Annotated in this window: 13 protein-coding genes; 8 read left to right on the forward strand and 5 right to left on the reverse strand. The window is 68.6% G+C overall.

All coding sequences use genetic code 11. From position 1 onward, the window contains the following. The first annotated feature begins 149 nt into the window (after positions 1 to 149). Positions 150 to 1325, forward strand: coding sequence for a multidrug effflux MFS transporter (locus PM1_RS05025; RefSeq protein ID WP_009616017.1), 1176 nt, complete (start codon positions 150 to 152; stop codon positions 1323 to 1325). Between the two features lie 6 nt (positions 1326 to 1331). Here the strand turns inward: PM1_RS05025 and PM1_RS05030 are convergent, their stop codons facing one another. Beyond that, positions 1332 to 1511 (reverse strand): hypothetical protein, encoded by a 180-nt coding sequence (locus tag PM1_RS05030; protein ID WP_009616018.1) that lies wholly within the window; start codon positions 1509 to 1511, stop codon positions 1332 to 1334. Between the two features lie 260 nt (positions 1512 to 1771). Here PM1_RS05030 and PM1_RS05035 point away from each other — a divergent pair, with 260 nt between their 5' ends. Together PM1_RS05035 and PM1_RS05040 are read left to right on the forward strand one after the other, a co-directional pair. Then, positions 1772 to 3667: a propionyl-CoA synthetase gene (locus PM1_RS05035; RefSeq protein WP_024128462.1), complete on the forward strand. Its 1896-nt coding sequence runs from the start codon at positions 1772 to 1774 to the stop codon at positions 3665 to 3667. 644 nt (positions 3668 to 4311) lie between these two features. Beyond that, positions 4312 to 7038, forward strand: coding sequence for a LuxR C-terminal-related transcriptional regulator (locus PM1_RS05040; protein ID WP_009616020.1), 2727 nt, complete (start codon positions 4312 to 4314; stop codon positions 7036 to 7038). Positions 7039 to 7365: 327 nt separating this feature from the next. On the opposite strand, the gene PM1_RS05045 is transcribed toward PM1_RS05040, so the two are convergent. After that, complete coding sequence (locus tag PM1_RS05045) at positions 7366 to 8223, reverse strand: hypothetical protein (protein WP_009616021.1); 858 nt, start codon at positions 8221 to 8223, stop codon at positions 7366 to 7368. 90 nt (positions 8224 to 8313) lie between these two features. Between PM1_RS05045 and PM1_RS05050 the strand changes: the two genes are divergently transcribed. Further along, positions 8314 to 8976, forward strand: a complete 663-nt coding sequence (locus PM1_RS05050) for a TetR/AcrR family transcriptional regulator (RefSeq protein ID WP_009616022.1) — start codon at positions 8314 to 8316, stop codon at positions 8974 to 8976. A 69-nt stretch (positions 8977 to 9045) separates the two neighbouring features. Next, positions 9046 to 9984, forward strand: a complete 939-nt coding sequence (locus PM1_RS05055; RefSeq protein ID WP_009616023.1) for an alpha/beta fold hydrolase — start codon at positions 9046 to 9048, stop codon at positions 9982 to 9984. Between the two features lie 904 nt (positions 9985 to 10888). On the opposite strand, the gene PM1_RS05060 is transcribed toward PM1_RS05055, so the two are convergent. Further along, entirely contained in the window at positions 10889 to 11728 is an 840-nt protein-coding gene (locus PM1_RS05060; RefSeq protein ID WP_009616025.1) for a metal-dependent hydrolase, read from the reverse strand. A 123-nt stretch (positions 11729 to 11851) separates the two neighbouring features. Between PM1_RS05060 and PM1_RS05065 the strand changes: the two genes are divergently transcribed. From PM1_RS05065 to PM1_RS05075, 3 genes are all read left to right on the forward strand, one after another. Then, a complete protein-coding gene (locus PM1_RS05065) occupies positions 11852 to 12868 on the forward strand; it encodes an AraC family transcriptional regulator (protein ID WP_009616026.1) in 1017 nt (338 codons plus the stop codon). A gap of 73 nt (positions 12869 to 12941) precedes the next feature. After that, positions 12942 to 13586 (forward strand): MBL fold metallo-hydrolase, encoded by a 645-nt coding sequence (locus tag PM1_RS05070; RefSeq protein WP_009616027.1) that lies wholly within the window; start codon positions 12942 to 12944, stop codon positions 13584 to 13586. An 84-nt stretch (positions 13587 to 13670) separates the two neighbouring features. After that, the gene (locus PM1_RS05075; RefSeq protein WP_009616028.1) at positions 13671 to 14399 is read left to right on the forward strand and encodes an OmpA family protein; all 729 of its coding nucleotides are present in this window, start codon (positions 13671 to 13673) and stop codon (positions 14397 to 14399) included. A 331-nt stretch (positions 14400 to 14730) separates the two neighbouring features. Here the strand turns inward: PM1_RS05075 and PM1_RS05080 are convergent, their stop codons facing one another. Then, complete coding sequence (locus PM1_RS05080) at positions 14731 to 15639, reverse strand: acyltransferase (protein WP_009616029.1); 909 nt, start codon at positions 15637 to 15639, stop codon at positions 14731 to 14733. A 125-nt stretch (positions 15640 to 15764) separates the two neighbouring features. Next, positions 15765 to 17888, reverse strand: a complete 2124-nt coding sequence (gene pta / locus PM1_RS05085) for a phosphate acetyltransferase (protein WP_009616030.1) — start codon at positions 17886 to 17888, stop codon at positions 15765 to 15767. Positions 17889 to 17899: the final 11 nt, after the last annotated feature.

A 17899-nucleotide genomic window follows, 5' to 3' on the forward strand; every position in this document is an offset into this window, starting at 1 on the left:
CGGCGCCTGAAGCCAACTCGCAAATTTCCTCTTCCGGCCCTGCCCCGGGGCCGGCGAATTGATATGCTTGCCGGCGTTTCGTTAGCCTGCTTGCAATTCTTGCCCGAATCTTTCCAGGCCCCGTCAGGCGACGGGGCCAACGGTGTTCCATGACCTTTCGCATCCTGCTGATCCTCGGCGCGCTGAGCGCCTTCGGCCCCATGGCCATCGACTTCTACCTGCCCAGCTTCCCGGCGCTGGCCGCGGCCTTCGGCACCGACGTCGAGCACATCCAGCTGAGCCTGTCGGCCTACTTCGCCGGCCTGGCCATCGGCCAACTGCTCTACGGCCCGCTGGCCGACCGCTACGGCCGGCGCCTGCCGCTGCTGCTGGGGGTGATCATCTTCACCGCGGCCTCGCTGGCCTGCGCCTTCGCGCCGGACCTGCACTGGCTGATCGGCGCGCGCTTCGTCCAGGCCCTGGGCGGCTGCGCCGGCATGGTCATCTCGCGGGCGGTGGTGCGCGACCTGTGCGATGCGGTGGCGGCGGCCAAGGCCTTCTCGCAGCTGATGCTGGTGATGGGCCTGGCGCCGATCCTCGCGCCCCTGGGCGGCGGCGCGCTGCTGGGGCTGTTCGGCTGGCAGTCGATCTTCCTCTGCCTGGTGGCGTTCAGCGCCGTGGCCGGCAGCGCCATCGCCCTGTGGCTGCCCGAGACCATCCCCGCCGGCCCGCGGCCGCCGCTGTCCGGCGCCCTGGGGGAATATCGCCGGCTGCTGGGCGAGCGCGCCTTCCTCTGCTACGCGCTGACCGGCGGCGTGGCCATCGCCGGGATGTTCGCCTACATCGCCGGCTCGCCCTTCGTCTTCATCCAGCTCTACCAGGTGCCGGCGGAGCACTACGGCTGGATCTTCGGCAGCAACGCCGCCGGCTTCATCCTCATGGCCCAGGTCAACGCGCGGCTGCTGCGCTACCGCGGGCCGGGGTTCTGGCTGCGCCGCGCGGTGTGGGTGTACTTCTTCTGCGGCCTGGCGCTGCTGGCGGTCACCCTGTACCGCCCGGAACACCTGTGGCCGCTGCTGATGCCGCTGTTCGGCGCCATCGCCAGCCTGGGCTTCCTGCTGCCCAACTCCTCGGCCTGCGCCATGGCCGGGCAGGGCAGCCACGCCGGCAGCGCCTCGGCGCTGATGGGCAGCCTGCAGTTCACGGTGGCGGCGGCTGCCTCGGCGCTGGTCGGCGCGCTGCACGACGGCAGCGCGCTGCCCATGGCGCTGGTGATCACGACCTGCGGCGGCTGCGCGGCGCTGCTGGGCTGGTACACCGGGCAGATCAGCGAGCGCAGCGTCTGAGGCGCTTCAGCCGGTCAGTGGCTGCTCCGTGCGCGGCAGCGCGTGGGGCGCGCGCAGGCGGGCCTCCAGGGTGCTGACGAAGTGCCGCGCCTCCTGCTCGTTGCGGAAGTCCACGGCGAACTGATCGAGGCAGACCTGCCAGCGCTTGCCCTGGGCGCCGGCCGACGGACGAACGAGTATGTGCATGGCGCGACACCCGTGTCTGTGTTGGGGGGAAGCTGAGTGTAGTTCCGCCAGCCGCGCTGTCCGGAGTGACTCGACAATCGGCGCCGGGCCTCGCTGACCTGGGCGACGCTGTGCCTGCTGCCAGGGCAGCCGGCTCGGCCGCGGGGCGCGGTCTCCCGGGAAGGCGCCGCCGGCTTACGACCAAAGGTTGATGGCGGCTCCCCGCGGCCTGTCCATACTCGTTATTCGACCTCGATAAAAACAATTCAGAGGGTCAGATGATGAATTACCGGCAATCCCATGCCCGCTCCATTGCGGACCCTGCCGCCTTCTGGGCCGAACAGGCCGAGGCCGTGGCCTGGTACCAGCGCCCGCGCAACATCCTCGAAACTCTCCTCGACGGCAGCCACCGCTGGTTCGCCGATGGCCGCCTGAACAGCTGCTACCTGGCCCTGGACCGGCAGATCGCCCTGGGCCGCGGCGAGCAGGCGGCGCTGATCTACGACTCCCCGGTCACCGGCGTGCAGCAGCGCTACAGCTTCCGCGAGCTGCGCGACGAAGTGGCGCGCCTGGCCGGCGCCCTGCGCGCCCTGGGCGTGGGCAAGGGCGACGGGGTGATCATCTACATGCCGATGGTGCCCCAGGCGGCCATGGCCATGCTGGCCTGCGCGCGCATCGGCGCGGTGCACTCGGTGGTGTTCGGCGGCTTCGCCCCCTACGAGCTGGCGCTGCGCATCGACGACGCCAAGCCCAAGCTGATCCTTACCGCCTCCTGCGGCCTGGAGTTCGAGCGCGTCATCGAATACAAGCCGCTGGTGGACAAGGCCCTGGAGCTGGCCCTGCACCAGCCGGCCCAGGTGCTGGTCTGGCAGCGCCCGCAGGCGATGGCCGAGCTGCACGCCGGGCGCGACCTCGACTGGCGCGAGACGGTGGCCCACGCCGAGCCGGCCGACCCGGTGGAGGTGGCCAGCGGCGACCCGCTGTACATCATGTACACCTCCGGCACCACCGGTAAGCCCAAGGGCATAGTGCGCGACAACGGCGGCCATGCGGTGGCCCTGCACTACACGCTGCCGACCATCTTCGGCATGCAGCCGGGCGACGTCTGGTGGGGCATCTCCGACGTCGGCTGGGTGGTCGGCCATTCGCTGATCGTCTACGGCCCGCTGATGAACGGCTGCACCACGCTGTTCTACGAGGGCAAGCCGGTGCGCACGCCGGACGCCGGCAGCTACTGGCGGGTGATCGAGGAACACCAGGTCAACGCGCTGTTCTGCGCGCCCACGGCGATCCGCGCGATCCGCAAGGAAGACCCCAACGGCGAGCTGCTCAAGCGCTACGACCTGGGCTCGCTGCGCCAACTGTTCCTCGCCGGCGAGAAGCTCGACAGCAGCACCCACCAGTGGCTGGAGGAACTGACCGGCAAGCCGGTGTTCGACCACTGGTGGCAGACCGAGACCGGCTGGCCGGTGACCGCGCCCTGCACCGGGCTGGGTTGTCAGGAGCAGCGCGCCGGTTCGAGCAACCTGGCGGTGCCCGGCTACAACGTGCAGGTGGTGGACGAGGAGGGGCGCCTGCTGGCGCCGGGGCAGACCGGCTCGATCGTCATCGGCCTGCCGCTGCCGCCCGGCTGCGCGCAGACCCTCTGGAACGACCACCCGCGCTACCTCAGCGCCTACCTGCGGGCCTTCCCCGGCTACTACCACACCGGCGACGGCGGCTTCATCGACGAGGACGGCTTCGTCCACATCATGGGCCGCACCGACGACGTGATAAACGTCTCCGGCCACCGCCTGTCCACCGGCGAGATGGAAGAGCTGCTGGCGCTGCACGACGCGGTGGCCGAATGCGCGGTGATCGCCGTGCAGGACCCGCTCAAGGGCCACGTGCCGCTGGGCCTGGTGGTGCTCAAGGACGACGCGCGCGTCACCGAGGAACAGCTGCAGCGCGAGCTGGTGGCGCTGGTCCGCGAGCGCATCGGCGCGCTGGCCTGCTTCCAGCGCGCGGTGGTGGTCAAGCGCCTGCCCAAGACGCGCTCGGGCAAGATCCTCCGCGCCGTGCTGCGCAAGATCGCCGATGGCGAGGACTACGCGCCGCCGTCCACCATCGACGACCCGGCCATCCTCGACGAAATCGCCGCCCGCCTGCAGGCCGTGGGCCTAGCCCGGGCCAGTTGAACCCACGCGCCGGCCTGCGGGCCGGCTTTTCTCCAGGGCCGCGTTGCGGCCCTTTTTTTGTCCGTGTATTGACCTCGCGGGCCCTGCCCACGAAATCGCGCGCAGGGCGCGCTCCTACAGGGGAACGGCGCAGGTGGGGCAGCGTAGCGGATCTCATCTGCGAGCCGCGCCGATATGCCCGGCCATCGCGGACAAGGTCCGCTTGCGCCCGTGCCATCCTGGAATTGTAGGAGCGGGCCCTGCCCGCGATTCGCGCGCAGGGCGCGCTCCTACAGGGGGACGAGCCCCGTAGGATGGGTTGAGCGAAGCGATACCCATCACCACGGCAGCATGGGTTTCGCAGGCTCAACCCATCCTACGGAACACCTCGGCGTGGGCCAGCCCATCGGCATCCCAACGCCCCGAAAACCGCGAACCCCGTTACCTTTCCGATGATTGGCGGATATTCCGGCTGTGAATACGGAATCACCTGCCGATACAGAAGAGGATGTTCCGTCGGAATATGTCGTATTTATCTGAGAATGCTGAATTATTTAGTGGCAAAACGCCGGGTTATGTAACAAATTCGGCTTCAAATAGCCCGGTCGAGCTACTAGGCTCGGCTACGAAGGATCCCCCATAAGAACTAGAGCAAGCGCCAGGGCATGACCGACTTCTCGACTCTGCCACTCCCGCCGGAGAACGCCAGCCCGCCAGGCGGCAGCCGCTTCTATCGGCCGCCGCTGCCCGCCGGCTACGTCAGCCGCGCGCGGCTGTGCCAGCGCATGGGCGCGGGCCTGGGCGGGCGCCTGCTGCTGCTCTCGGCCCCGGCCGGGTTCGGCAAGAGTTCCCTGGCCATCGAGTTCTGCGAATCCCTGGCGCCGCACTGGCGCAGCCTGTGGCTGGGCCTGAGCGCGCGGGACAGCGACCCGGGGCGCTTCCTCGAGCGCCTGCTCGACGGGCTGCGCCTGTACCTGCCCAACCTCGGCGACGACGCCATGGCGGTGCTGAAGATGCGCCAGCGCCACCAGCCGTTCGCCTTCGAGGCCTGGCTCGACGACCTGCTCGACGAACTGGCCGAGCGCCTGTCCGCCGAGGCGCCGCTGCTGCTGGTGCTGGACGACTACCACCTGGCCCAGGGCGCGGTGCTCGACCGCTGTCTGCAATTCCTTCTCAACCACCAGCCGCCCGGCCTGGTGCTGCTGGTCACCAGCCGCCAGCGCCCGGACTGGCACCTGGCGCGCCTGCGCCTGTCGCGCCAGTTGCTGGAACTCAGCGAGCAGGACCTGCGCCTGACCGCCGAGGAAACCGCCGCGCTGGTCTCGGCCAGCGGCACCCCGGCCAGCGAGGCGCTGGTCGAGCGCCTGATCGAACGCAGCGAAGGCTGGATCGCCGGCCTGCGCCTGTGGCTGCTGGCCCACCCCGAGGGCCTCGGCGGGCAGGGCTGCGACGCGCCGCTGAACGGCACCGAGGAACTGATCCGCGACTATTTGCTGGAAGAGGTGATCGACAAGCAGCCGCCGGAGGTCCAGGCCTTTCTGCTGCAGACGGCGCGCTTCGAGCGCTTCTGCGGCGAGCTGTGCGACGCCCTGCGCGACAGCCACGACAGCGCCGCCATCCTGCGCCACCTGCAGCGGCACCAGGTGTTCCTGGTGCCGCTGGACGAGCAGGGCCAGTGGTTCCGCTACCACCACCTGTTCTCCGACCTGCTGCTGGCCCGCGAACTGCCGGCCGACGGCCCCTCGGCGGGCTCGCTGCACCTGCGCGCCTGCCGTTGGTTCAGCTCCCGCGGGCTGCTCGACGAGGCGGTGGACCAGGCCCTGCGCGCCGGCCACCCGGAAGTGGCGGCGAGCCTGGTGCAGAGCCTGTCGGAAGAACAACTGCTGGCCGAGCAGAACGTCGCCACCCTGCTGCGCTGGAAGATGGACCTGCCCGACAGCCTGCTGGCCAGCACGCCGCGGCTGATCGTGCTGTACAGCTGGGCCCTGGCCCTGGCCTGCCAACTGGACGCCGCCGAGGAGCTGGGCGCCCAGCTGGCGCGCTTCCTGCCCGCCGCCGACGCCGCTACCCAGGCCGACCTGCTGGCCCAGTGGCAGGCCCTGGCCGGGATCATCGCCCGCGGCCGCGGCGACATCGAAGGCGCCGAACGGCATTGCGCCGAGGCCCTGGCGCAGCTCCCGATGGAGCGCTCCGGGCCGCGCCTGATGTGCCTGTCGAGCCTGGCCAACCTGGCCATCGTGCGCGGCGACTCCTGGGGCGCCCGCGGGCTCAACCGCGAGGCCCTGGAGCTGGCGCAGCGCTTCGGCAACCCCTTGCTCGAAGCGCTGGTGCACTACGACCGCGCCCGCGGCCTGCAGGCCCGCGGCGAAGTCCTGCGCGCCAGCGAGGAACTGGAACAGGGCCTGGCGCGCCTGGCCGGGCAACCGGCGCACCGGCGCTACGCCGTGCGCGGCCGGCTGCTGATCTACCAGGGCTACCTGCGCGGCCTGGGCCTGCAAGGCGAGGAGGCGCGCCAGAAACTGCGCGCCGGCATCGAGGAGGCCCGCGCCTGCCGCGACGTCAGCCTGGTGATCGGCTACTGCGCGCTGGCCGGCCTGGAAGGGCGCCAGGGCAACTACACCCAGGCCTTCGCCCAACTGGCCGAGGCCGAGCGGCTGATGCACGTGTGGGACGTGCCGCCGGTCTACTACCTGTCGGTCATCACCCTGGTCAAATGCGAGCTGTGGCTGGCCCAGGGGCAACTGGAGCTGGCCTCGGCCTGGCTGGAGCGCCTGGGCGAAACCTACTCCGGGGCCAACCCGGCGACGCCGCCGGAGTGCCACCCGCAACTGCCGTACTACATCGAACTGCTGCAGGCGCAACTGGCCCGCCGCGAGGAGCGCCCGGCCGAGGCCGAGCGCCGCCTGCGCACGCTGATCGCTGCGGCCCAGCCGGCCGGGGCGCAGATGCCGGCGCGCCTGGCCCAGGCGCAACTGGCCGGCCTGCTGTTGCAGCAAGGCCGCGAGCGCGAGGCCCGCGAAGCGCTGGACGCCTGCCTGCAAGGCGCCGTCGGCGGGGCGCTGCTGCCCTTGCAGGAACTGCTGGCCCAGGAGCCGGACTGGCTGCGCGAGCAACTGGAGCAGCGCGCGCCCTGTCCATTGCAACGCTTGCTGCTGCAACGCCTGCCGGCCCAGGCGGAACGCCCGGCCACCCTCGCCGACGGCCTCAGCGGCCGCGAGCTGGCGGTGCTGGAGCTGATCGCCCAGGGCCTGTCCAACCAGGAAATCAGCGAGCGCCTGTTCATTTCGCTGCATACCGTGAAGAGCCATGCGCGGCACATCAACGACAAGCTCGGGGTGGAAAGGCGCACCCAGGCGGTGGCGCGGGCGAAGGTGTTGGGGTTGTTGCGTTAGTTGGTCGCTTGGCTCTTCGTAGGAGCGAGCTTGCTCGCGAACGGGATTTACCGGCAGCAGCTGTGTTTCGGATCGACTCCGTTCCCTCTCCCCAGCCCTCTCCCTGAAGGGAGAGGGGGCTAAACCGTGCCGAGAGAAGGAATGATTTTAGCCGGAAACCACCGCGCCTGCCGGCTGACTCGGGAAAACCAGACCACGCCGAACGGTCCCCTCTCCCTTCAGGGAGAGGGTTAGGGAGAGGGCGCTCTTCAAGGCCAGCACCGAAGCCAACGGCAGAACACATTCGAGAGCAAGCTCGCTCCTACGAAGAGCTGCGATCCGCGCTATTTATTCCTTCGGCGGACTCAAATCCAACGCCTTCGGCGCCGGCGCGCCCTTCGCCGGCTTGGCCAGCTGGCGCTGCACGTCGGCCTGGATGCCCTGCAGCACCGGCAGCAGCTCGCGCATGTTTTCCCGCACTTCCGGGTAGGGATGCTTGTCGGCGAACGCCTGCACCCGCGCCAGCAGCTGGCCGCGGGTTTCGCCGGGCAGGTGGATGAACAGCTCCGGCAACTGCTTGGCCAGTTCGGCGCTGTACAGCACCAGGTCCTGGCGCTCGAACTGGGCGGTCAGGTCCAGGTAGTCCAGGGCGCTGCTGGTCAGCATCGCCGCCGCGGCCTTGGCTTCCTGCATGCCCTTCAGGCGCACCGGGTTGCGCTGTTCGCTCTGCGCCAGGGTCATCCAGAATTCCACCGTCAGGTTGAACAGGATGGCCTGCTCGCGTAGCGAATAGCTCATCAGGCCCAGGGCTTCTGCGCCGTAGGGCTGCTTGGCGGCGCGGAAGTCGAAGTACAGGCGCATCAGCTCCTTGAGCTTGAACAGCACCTCGCGCGCCTCGTTCTGGCGCAGCTCCAGCGGCGCGTAGATGTTCATCTGCGGGCGGAAGTTCTCCTCGCTGACCATGCGTTGGTAGATCGGCCCGGTGAATTCGCCGCTGCGCCGCGGCAGGCTGTTGGCCTGGGTTTCCTCGATCTTCTTCAGCGCGTCGATCAGTTGCTGGTAGTCCTCGCTGGTCCAGGTGCGCTGGATGTCCGGGATGCGCTGGCCGAGGTAGAACAGCTCGTTGCCGGCGGCTGCGGCGGGGCGGCAGACGACCAGCAAAAGGATGGCCAGCGGCCACAGCAGGCGGCGTGTTAGGGTCGGCACGAACGGGCTTTCCTTGCGCGGGAGCGGTCGGCCTAGGTTAGCGACGGGCGGGGCCGGCGTCACCCCGCGCCTTGGTTGGGTGGAGGGGGCATGACGATCCAGGAATCCGGCGCGGTGCTGGCGGTGTTCGAGGACCTCGGCGGCTACGGCGCCCTGGCGCGCCAGGAGGGCAGCGGCGAGGGGCCGCTGGTCAACCACCTGCAGCGCGCCAACATCCAGTTGGCGAGCATCCCGGTGTTCGTCGCCAAGGGCCTGGCCGAGACCACGGTGAACGACCTGCTGGCGGCGGCCAAGGTCTCGCGGCGCACCTTCTACAAGTACTTCGACGGCAAGCTCGACGTGCTCGAAGGCATCTACCGCACCGCCGTGCAGCTGTTGCTGATGCGCTTCCGCGAGATGCGCACCGCCAGCGGCAGCAGCGAGGCCTGGCTGCGCGCCATGGTCGCGCGCTTCTTCGACTACCACCAGGCGGTGGGGCCGATCATCCGCCTGATGCATGAGGAAGCGTTACGCTCCGACTCACCCCTGGCCGCGCACCGCCGCCAGGCGCTGCACGAGTTGCAGGCGCTGCTGGAGGAACGTTTCATCGGCGAGGGCGTCAAGCATGCGCCCTTGACCTACCAGGCGCTGCTCTGGGCCCTGGAGGCGGCCTCCCACGAACTGCTCGGCGGCGCCGTGCGGCCCGACCTGGAAGAGGTCAAGCGGGTGCTCGGCGACCTGCTGGTCGACAGCCTCTGTAAGCGCACTACCTAGGTTGGGCGCAAGGCGGCGGGGCGCTGTGCTCTGATCGGGCATCGACAACAACGCGCACCGGAGTGCCCCATGTCCGCAACCTACAGCCTGCAACCGCCGCTGGCGGCCGGCTTCGCCCGCCTGGGCTTCGGCGCCCTGCCGCTGGAAGCCCTGATCGACCGCTACGCGCCGGCCGAAGCCGGTTCGCGCTTCATCGAGGTGGACGGCTTCCCCATCCACTACCGCGACGAGGGCGGCCGCGACAAGCCGGTGCTGGTGCTGGTGCACGGGGTGATGGCCTCGCTGCACACCTGGGACGGCTGGGTGGCGGAGATGGCCCGGCACTTCCGCATCGTCCGCCTCGACGTGCCCGGCTTCGGCCTCACCGGCGGCGGCCGCGACCGCGACTACAGCGGCGAGCGCCTGGTGAAGGTGTTCGGCCTGTTCCTCGAACGCCTGGGGCTGGACAAGGTGTCCATCGCCGGCAACTCCCTGGGCGGCTACATCGCCTGGAACTACGCCCTGGCCCAGCCGCACAGGGTGGAGCGGCTGATCCTGGTCGACCCGGCCGGCTACCACATGCAGAAGGTGCCGCTGATGATCGCCAGCGCCGCGCTGCCCGGCGCCGGCCTGCTGATGCCGGCCTGGATGCCGCGCGCCCTGGTGGCCCAGGGGATCAGGGAGGTCTACGGCAACCCGCAGCGCATCCAGCCCGGGGTGGTCGACCGCTACTACGACATCAGCCGCCGCCCGGGCAACCGCCGCGCCATGATCGACATCTTCCGCGTGCTGGTGAAGGCCAACCGCGAGGAACTGCCGGGCACCCCGGCGCGGGTGGCGCAGCTCAAGGTGCCGACGCTGCTGATGTGGGGCGAGCGCGACCGCTGGATCTCGCCGAAGCACGTGCCGCTGTGGCAGCGCGACCTGCCGGGCATCCAGGTGAAGACTTATCCCGGGGTGGGCCACATTCCCATGGAGGAAATCCCGCAGCAGACGGCGGCGGATGCGTTGCGCTTCCTGCATGCCTGATCGGGCCTGCGATGAAAACGCCCCGGTTCGCCGGTAATGCTGTTCACTTAAGAAAGGATGCCGTTTCTCTGCCTGGGGGAAACGGTATTTTCATATGGCTGGGGCTATGGCTTGGCTTGCGAACGCGGAAACCCAGTTGCTTTGGCTTGGGTGTTTCTGCGCCGCACCGAGTCTGCCCGACCGTCTTGTTTCGCCCCCTCGGGCGAGTCCCTTTTGTCAAACGGTGGAAGGCCACCCCCGCAAAAAGGAACCAAAAAGGCTTGCCCCGCATACGGGCCCGATGGAGCCGGGCTACCCTCGCGAATTCCCCCCGCCACGGAGGCCCGCCCCGAGGGTACGTCCCTGTAGCCCATCGGGGCTCTCGCGACATCCATGTCGCATGACCTCCTGAGCGCCGGTTTCGCTCGGCCTGCTGAAGGGGCGTTTCGGAGTGCGCGGATGTTTCTCTGGAAGTCTCAAGAGCAAAAGCCAGAGCCAATGCGCTTTGGCTTTTTGTAGGAGCGAGCTTGCTCGCGAACCCAGGGCTCGCGTTCTCGGGAATGACGAGAAGAGGTAGGCGTTCCGGGATGACGCCGAACTCCCCGCACGCTCCGAACAGCCCCCTCTCCCTTTGGGAGAGGGCTGGGGTGAGGGAGCGAGGCCAGGCTGGCGCACCTTCGCTGAACCACCACATATTGCTTAAGTGAACAGCATTACCGGTTCGCCGGGGCTTTTTCGTTGTGCAGGGGAAACGCCTCTCGTGCGGACATAGGCGCAGGCTGCGCCGAGGTGCTTTTCGTAGGATGGGTTGAGCTTGCGAAACCCATCGGGCCATGGTGATGGGTATCGCTTCGCTCAACGCCATCCTACGAAAAGCCGTAACACCAACGCCCCGACGAGGCGGGGCGTTGTGGGAAAGCCGGAATCAGCCCGCATGCACCATCGGCTGCGCATCGTATTCCTTGCGCACCTGGTACAGCAGGTCGAGGTTGTCGTGCTGCCACGGGTGGAAGTCCTTGCGGAAGAAGTCGCGGTATTCGCGCAGCAGCGGGCGGAACACGCCGTCCTTGCCCCAGCTCCATTTCAGGCCGTCGCGCCACACGCGCCAGTTCCACAGCAGGCCGTCGCGCTTGAGCATGTGCACCAGGCCGCGGAAGGTGTCGAGGACGAAGAAGAAGGTCGCCATCACCATCGCCCGGCGCAGCAGGCGGCGGCTGCCGCAGACCTGGTTGTAGACGTCGAAGGCCACCGCCTTGTGTTCGGTTTCCTCCAGCGCGTGCCAGCGCCACAGGCGTTGCATCACCGGCTCGGCGCCTTCCAGGGTGCGCGGGTTGGTGAGCAGGCCGTTGGCCATGATCGCGGTGATGTGCTCCAGCGCCGCGGTGGCCGCCAGTTGGCGGCGGGTGCTGAACTTCTTCTGGGTGTAGCGGATGCGCGCCTGGGCCAGCTTCTCGATGCGCGTGATGTCGTAGCCCTGGTCCTTCAGGCGCTGGCTGTACACCAGGTGCTCGCGGCTGTGGTGGCCTTCCTGGCCGATGAAGCCGCGGATCTGCTCCTTGAGCAGCGGGTCGGCGATCTGCTCGCGGAAGTTGCGCACCGAGTCGATGAAGAAGCGCTCGCCATCGGGGAAGAGCACCGACATGGCGTCGAACAGGTGCGACTTGAAGGCGTCCCCGCCGTGCCAGTGGCGCGGCAGCGGATCGGGCAGCTCGAAGTCCATGTGCCGTGGCTTGATTTCCAGTCCTGCGGGGGTCGTGCTGGCCATGACGGCTCCATTGTTGTGGGTTTCCATGACACCGATCTTGGGCTTGCGGGGGAAGGCTCACAAGGTTATCTTCTGCCAACTTTCCGGTCATATCCGGCCAGCGGTCAGAACAAGAAGAAGCCCATGAAGCAACCGCTCAACTTCACCGCCGAACTGGTTCCCGTGGCCTACGCCCAGGCCCTGCTCGACCTCGCCGAGGAGCTCGGCGTGCCGCGCCAGCGCCTGCTCGAACTGGCCCGGGTGCGCCCCGAAGTGCTGCAAAGCCCGGCCGGGCGCCTGTCCTTCGTCGACTTCAACCTGCTCGCCGGCGCCGCCCTGGCCAACTGCGGCGAGCCGGCCTTCGGCCTGCTGCTGGGCCAGCGCCTGAACGTCTCCACCCACGGCATCCTCGGCTACGCGGTGCTGTCCAGCGCCAACCTGGAAAAGGCCATCGACTTCGCCCTCAAGTACTACCGCGTGCTGGGCCTGGCCTACGACCTGGAGCGCGTCGAGGAGCAGGACCGCTCGCAGCTGCGCGCCAGCGAGTCGATTCCCCTGGGGCCCATGCAGCGCTTCGCCGGCGAGGGCCTGATGACCAGCCTGTACACCATCGCCCGCTTCCTCGTCGGCGAGCCGCTGCAGGGCGTGGAGGTCGGCTTCGCCTTCCCCGCGCCGCCCTACGCCGAGCGCTACACCGAGGTGTTCGGCGTGGCGGCGGCCTTCGACCAGCCGTTCCACTTCATCAGCCTGCCGCGGGAATACCTCAACCGCCCCATGGCCCTGGCCAACCCGGCCACGGTGCAGATGTGCGAGCAGCAGTGCGAGGCCTTGCTGGCCAGCCTGGACGTGCAGGAAGGCCTGCTCACCCGCATCCGTCGCCTGCTGCTGGCGCGCCCCGGCGAGTTCCCCGACCTGGACACCGCCGCCCGTGAGCTGCACACCAGCGGCCGCAGCCTGCGCCGGCACCTGTCCAGCCTGGGCACCACCTACCAGCAGGTGCTGGACGACGTGCGCAAGCGCCTGGCCCTGCAATACCTCACCACCACCCACCTGCCGCTGTACGAGATCGCCCTGCTGCTGGGCTTCAACGACCCGTCGAACTTCCGCCGGGCGTTCCGCAAGTGGACCGGCAAGCTGCCCACCGACTATCGCGCCGACTGAACACGGGGAGTTGAAGCGCAGCGGCTTTGCCGTCACCCTTGGCGTTTGTCGAAACCTGTCAGGAAATACCCCCATGGACGCCGCCCAGCCCGCGCTGATCCGCGAAACCTTCCCCGTCGGCCCCCTGCAGTGCAACTGCACCATCATCGGCGACCCCGTGACGAAGAAGGCCATCGTGGTCGACCCGGGCGGCGACCACGAGCTGATCCTGCAGCGCCTCGACGCCCTGGGCCTGAAGGTCGTCAGCATCATCCACACCCATGCGCACCTGGACCACTTCCTCGCCTCCGGGCAGATGAAGGAGAAGACCGGCGCCACCCTGCACCTGCACCAGGGCGACCAGTTCCTCTGGGACAACCTGGAGATGCAGTGCCGCATGTTCGGCGTGCCCTACAAGCCGGTGCCTTCGCCGGACCAGTGGCTGCAGGACGACGAGGAACTGGCCTGCGGCTGCGGCGTGGCGCTGCACACCCCGGGGCACACGCCGGGCTCGATGAGCTTCTGGTTCCCCGGCGCCAGGCTGCTGATCGCCGGCGACACCCTGTTCCGCCGCGGCATCGGCCGCACCGACCTGTGGGGCGGCGACTACGCCACCATCGAGCGCTCGATCAAACAGCGCCTGTACAGCCTGGACGAGGAGGCCACGGTGGTCACCGGCCACGGTCCGGACACGCGCCTGGGCGATGAAATGCGCGAGAATCCGTTCATTCGTGCTTAAGGTTGTTGTGGAATCTTTTGCACGTTCCAAGCTCTAACCTGCCGCCCGGGAAAGGGCGTATCGCTATCCGAGGAGTCCTCCTTCATGTTCACCGCACGTCGTCTGTCCATGGTCGCGGCCGTCACCGCCTTCGCTCTCATGGCCGGTTGCGCCTCGCAGAATCCCTATGACCCCAACACCCAGGTCCCGCAGGAGGGCGGCGTGAGCAAGACCGCCAAGTACGGCGGCCTGGGCGCGCTGGCCGGCGCCGTGGCCGGCGCGGCGATCAACCACGACAACCGCGGCAAGGGCGCGCTGATCGGCGCCGCGGTGGCCGGCATGGCCGGCGCCGGCTACGGCTACTACGCCGACAAGCAGGAAGCCCAGCTGCGCCAGCAGATGCAGGGTACCGGCGTGCAGGTGCAGCGCCAGGGCGATGACATCAAGCTGATCATGCCGGGCAACATCACCTTCGCCACCGACTCGGCGAACATCGCTCCGTCCTTCTACGCGCCGCTGAACAACCTGGCGAACTCCTTCAAGCAGTTCAACCAGAACAGCATCGAGATCGTCGGCTACACCGACAGCACCGGCAGCCGCCAGCACAACATGGACCTGTCGCAGCGCCGGGCGCAGAGCGTGGCGACCTACCTGACTTCGCAAGGCGTCGACGGCACCCGCGTGAGCACCCGCGGCATGGGGCCGGACCAGCCGATTGCCAGTAACTCCACTGCTGATGGTCGTGCGCAGAACCGTCGCGTCGAGGTGAACCTGAAGGCCCTGCCGGGCGCCCAGGGCACCGCGCCGCAGGGTGGCCAGCAGCAGTATCAGTAAGCGTTGCCTGGATGAAGAAAGCCCGCCGGTTGGCGGGCTTTTTGTTGGGACAGGGGTATTGGTCGTGCCACCGGGGCGTCCGGCGTGGTCGGCGATTCGGCGGATAACGCCGTAGGCGTTATCCGCCCTACGCCAGGCTTGACCGTGACGTAGGGCGGATAACCGTTCGCAGTTATCCGCCGTTTCACCTTCACCACAACCCGCGCCAAGCCCCGTAGGATGGGTTGAGCGAAGCGATACCCATCACCAGGGTTCGATGGGTATCGCAAGCTCAACCCATCCTACGAAAAGCGCCTCGGCGTATGCGGCCCCACCCGAAAAGCGCACCCCCTCAAGCCCCCGCCGGATACTCCCGGTGCAACTGCGCCAGCACCTGATCCTTGCGCTCCCACAGCTGGTTCACCCAGCGCTGGAACTCCGCCCGGTAATCCGCATCCTGGTCGTAGCTCTTGCCAATGAACTGCCGCGGAATCTCCAGCTCCTCGAAGCGCACCACCACGCGCTTCAGGCGCCCGGACAGCAGGCACCAGAAGGTCGGGCTGCCGTCGGGGTAGTGGATGGTCACGTTGACCAGGGTGCGCAGCTGCTCGCCCATGGCGTCGAGGACGAAGGCGATGCCGCCGGCCTTGGGCTTGAGCAGGTGCTGGAACGGCGAGCCCTGCTCGTCGTGCTTGGCGCGGGTGAAGCGGGTGCCTTCGAGGAAGTTGAAGATGGCCACCGGGATACGCTTGAACTTGGCGCAGGCCTTGCGGGTGGTGGCCAGGTCCTGGCCCTGCTTCTCCGGGTGTTTCGCCAGGTAGGCCTTGCTGTAGCGCTTCATGAAGGGGAAATCCAGCGCCCACCAGCACAGGCCGATGACGGGCACCCAGATCAACTGCTGCTTGAGGAAGAAGCGCAGCAGCGGGATGCGCCGGTTGAGCTGGTACTGCAGGACGAGGATGTCGACCCAGCTCTGGTGGTTGCTGGTGACCAGGTAGGAATGGTCGTACTCCAGGCCTTCCAGGCCCTGGACGTTCCAGCCGGTGCGTTGCACCAGGTTCATCCAGCCCTTGTTGCAGCTGATCCAGCCTTCGGCGATCAGCCCCATGATCCGCCGGCACAGCGCCTGGGCCGGGGCGAAGGGCAGCAGCAGCTTGAACAGCGTCATGCCGAACAGCGGGACGCACCAGCACAGGGTGCTGAGGATCAGCAGCAGGCCGGCGAGCGAGCCGCGCAGGGCATGGGGAAGGAAGTTGAGCATGGATGTTCCTTGTACATGGGCGACGCTCTGCGCGGCGCGTGGTCGGGGTCCCGGCCCCGTCGTTTCGGGTGGCACTTTCCTGTGCCGGCGTTGGCCTGGGCCGCCGCTGGGCGGCCCTCCCTGGATCAGGTCTGTTGCGTGTCGGCCTGGATCGCGGTGAGCGCGATGGTGTAGACGATGTCTTCCACCAGGGCGCCGCGCGACAGGTCGTTCACCGGCTTGCGCAAGCCTTGCAGCATGGGGCCGATGCTGATGCAGTCGGCGCTGCGCTGCACCGCCTTGTAGGTGGTGTTCCCGGTGTTCAGGTCGGGGAACACATACACCGTGGCGCGGCCGGCCACCGGGCTGTCGGGGGCCTTCTGGCGGCCGACGCCGGCGACGGCGGCGGCATCATACTGCAAGGGCCCGTCGATCAACAGATCGGGGCGTTTTTCCTGCGCGATGCGTGTCGCTTCCCGCACTTTCTCGACATCCGCGCCGGTTCCCGAGTCCCCCGTGGAGTAGCTGATCATCGCCACCCGCGGGACGATGCCGAAGGCCTGCGCCGAGTCGGCACTCTGCAGGGCGATCTCCGCCAGGTCACTGGCCGAAGGATCGGGATTCACCGCGCAGTCGCCGTAGACCACCACCTGGTCGGGCAGCAGCATGAAGAACACCGAGGACACCAGGTTGTAGCCCGGCGCGGTCTTGATCAGCTGCAGCGCCGGGCGGATGGTGTTGGCGGTGGTGTGGATGGCGCCGGAGACCAGGCCGTCCACTTCCTCCAGGGCGAGCATCATGGTGCCCAGCACCACGTTGTCTTCCAGCTGCTGCTCGGCCATGGGCGCGTTGAGGTTCTTGCCCTTGCGCAGCTTCACCATGGGCTCGACGTAGCGGCTGCGCACCAGGTCCGGGTCGATGACCTCCAGGTCCGCCGGCAGGGCGATGCCGAGCATCTGAGCCACCGCCTGGACGTCGTCGGGCTTGGCCAGCAGCACGCAGCGGGCGATGCCGCGGGCGTGGCAGATCACCGCCGCCTGCACGGTGCGCGGCTCGCTGCCCTCGGGCAGGACGATGCGCTTGCCGGCGCGGGCGGCGCGCTGCGTCAGCTGGTAGCGGAACACCGGCGGCGACAGGCGCGGCTCGTGGGGCGCGCCGCAGCGCTCGCGCAGCCATTCGAAGTCGATGTGCCCGGCGACGTATTCGGTGACGTGCTCGGCGCGCTCGCGGTCGTCGATGGGGATTTCCTTGTTCATCCGCGTCAGGTCGCCGGCGGTGTCGTAGGAGCCGGTGTTCACCGTCAGCACCGGCAGGCCGCTCTGCAGGGCGCTGCGGCACAGCTCCATGATCCGCGCGTCCGGCGCCAGGCCGCTGCACAGCAGCAGGCCGGCCAGGGGCACGCCGTTCATCGCCGCCAGGCAGGCGGCGAGGATGATGTCGTCGCGGTCGCCCGGCACCACCACCAGCACGCCGGGCTTGAGCAGGTGCACGGTGTTCGGCGCCGAGGGCGCGCAGAGGATGATCTTCTGCACCCGGCGCTGCTCGTAGTCGCCGGCGTTGAGCACGCTGGCATTGAGCAGGTCGGCCACGTCGCGGGTGCGCGGGGCGTTGAGGTCGTCCTGCCAGGGGATGCAGCCGAGCAGGCGGAACTCGCCGCCGCGCATCAGCGCCGAGTGCTCGCTCAGGCGCGAGGCGAAGCGCTGGGCGGCGGCCTCGCCTTCCAGCGGGCGGCCTTCCTCGTCGACGTCGCGGACCTTGTTGAGGATCACCCCGAGCAGCTTCGGGTCGTGGGCGCCGCCGAACAGCTGGGCCTGGATCTCCAGGCGGTCGCACAGCTCGTTGAGCGTCTCGTTCTCCGGCGCCGAGACGAGGATGACCTCGGCGTCGGTGCTCTTGGCCAGGTGGAAGTTGATGCGCGCGGCGTAGCTGACGTGGCGGGTGGGGACCATGCCCTCGATGATCATCACGTCCTGGCCTTCGGCGGCGGCCCGGTACTCGTGGATGATGCCTTCGAGCAGGTCGTCCAGCAGGCCGTCGCCGAGCATCCGCTCGACCTTGCCCAGGGGCAGCGGGGTGGGCGGCTTCAGGCCGTGGGTGCGGGCCACCAGTTCGCTGGAGCGCTCCGGGCCGTCGTCGCCGGGCTGCGGTTGGGCGATGGGTTTGTAGAAGCCGACCTTCAGGCCGGCGCGCTGCAGGGCGCGGATCAGCCCGAGGCTGATGGAGGTGAGGCCGACGCCAAAGCCGGTCGGGGCGATGAAGAAGGTATGCATCCGGGCTCCTT

This window comes from Pseudomonas sp. M1, assembly GCF_022760135.1.
In the GTDB taxonomy this organism is placed as follows: domain Bacteria; phylum Pseudomonadota; class Gammaproteobacteria; order Pseudomonadales; family Pseudomonadaceae; genus Pseudomonas; species Pseudomonas citronellolis.

What these genes read in the sequence shown, in the direction of transcription:
- PM1_RS05025 (WP_009616017.1), top strand. Translation starts at nt 150, where the DNA reads ATGACCTTTCGCATCCTGCTGATCCTCGGCGCGCTGAGCGCCTTCGGC.
- PM1_RS05030 (WP_009616018.1), bottom strand. Translation starts at nt 1,511, where the DNA reads ATGCACATACTCGTTCGTCCGTCGGCCGGCGCCCAGGGCAAGCGCTGG.
- PM1_RS05035 (WP_024128462.1), top strand. Translation starts at nt 1,772, where the DNA reads ATGAATTACCGGCAATCCCATGCCCGCTCCATTGCGGACCCTGCCGCC.
- PM1_RS05040 (WP_009616020.1), top strand. Translation starts at nt 4,312, where the DNA reads ATGACCGACTTCTCGACTCTGCCACTCCCGCCGGAGAACGCCAGCCCG.
- PM1_RS05050 (WP_009616022.1), top strand. Translation starts at nt 8,314, where the DNA reads ATGACGATCCAGGAATCCGGCGCGGTGCTGGCGGTGTTCGAGGACCTC.
- PM1_RS05055 (WP_009616023.1), top strand. Translation starts at nt 9,046, where the DNA reads ATGTCCGCAACCTACAGCCTGCAACCGCCGCTGGCGGCCGGCTTCGCC.
- PM1_RS05060 (WP_009616025.1), bottom strand. Translation starts at nt 11,728, where the DNA reads ATGGCCAGCACGACCCCCGCAGGACTGGAAATCAAGCCACGGCACATG.
- PM1_RS05065 (WP_009616026.1), top strand. Translation starts at nt 11,852, where the DNA reads ATGAAGCAACCGCTCAACTTCACCGCCGAACTGGTTCCCGTGGCCTAC.
- PM1_RS05070 (WP_009616027.1), top strand. Translation starts at nt 12,942, where the DNA reads ATGGACGCCGCCCAGCCCGCGCTGATCCGCGAAACCTTCCCCGTCGGC.
- PM1_RS05075 (WP_009616028.1), top strand. Translation starts at nt 13,671, where the DNA reads ATGTTCACCGCACGTCGTCTGTCCATGGTCGCGGCCGTCACCGCCTTC.
- PM1_RS05080 (WP_009616029.1), bottom strand. Translation starts at nt 15,639, where the DNA reads ATGCTCAACTTCCTTCCCCATGCCCTGCGCGGCTCGCTCGCCGGCCTG.
- pta (WP_009616030.1), bottom strand. Translation starts at nt 17,888, where the DNA reads ATGCATACCTTCTTCATCGCCCCGACCGGCTTTGGCGTCGGCCTCACC.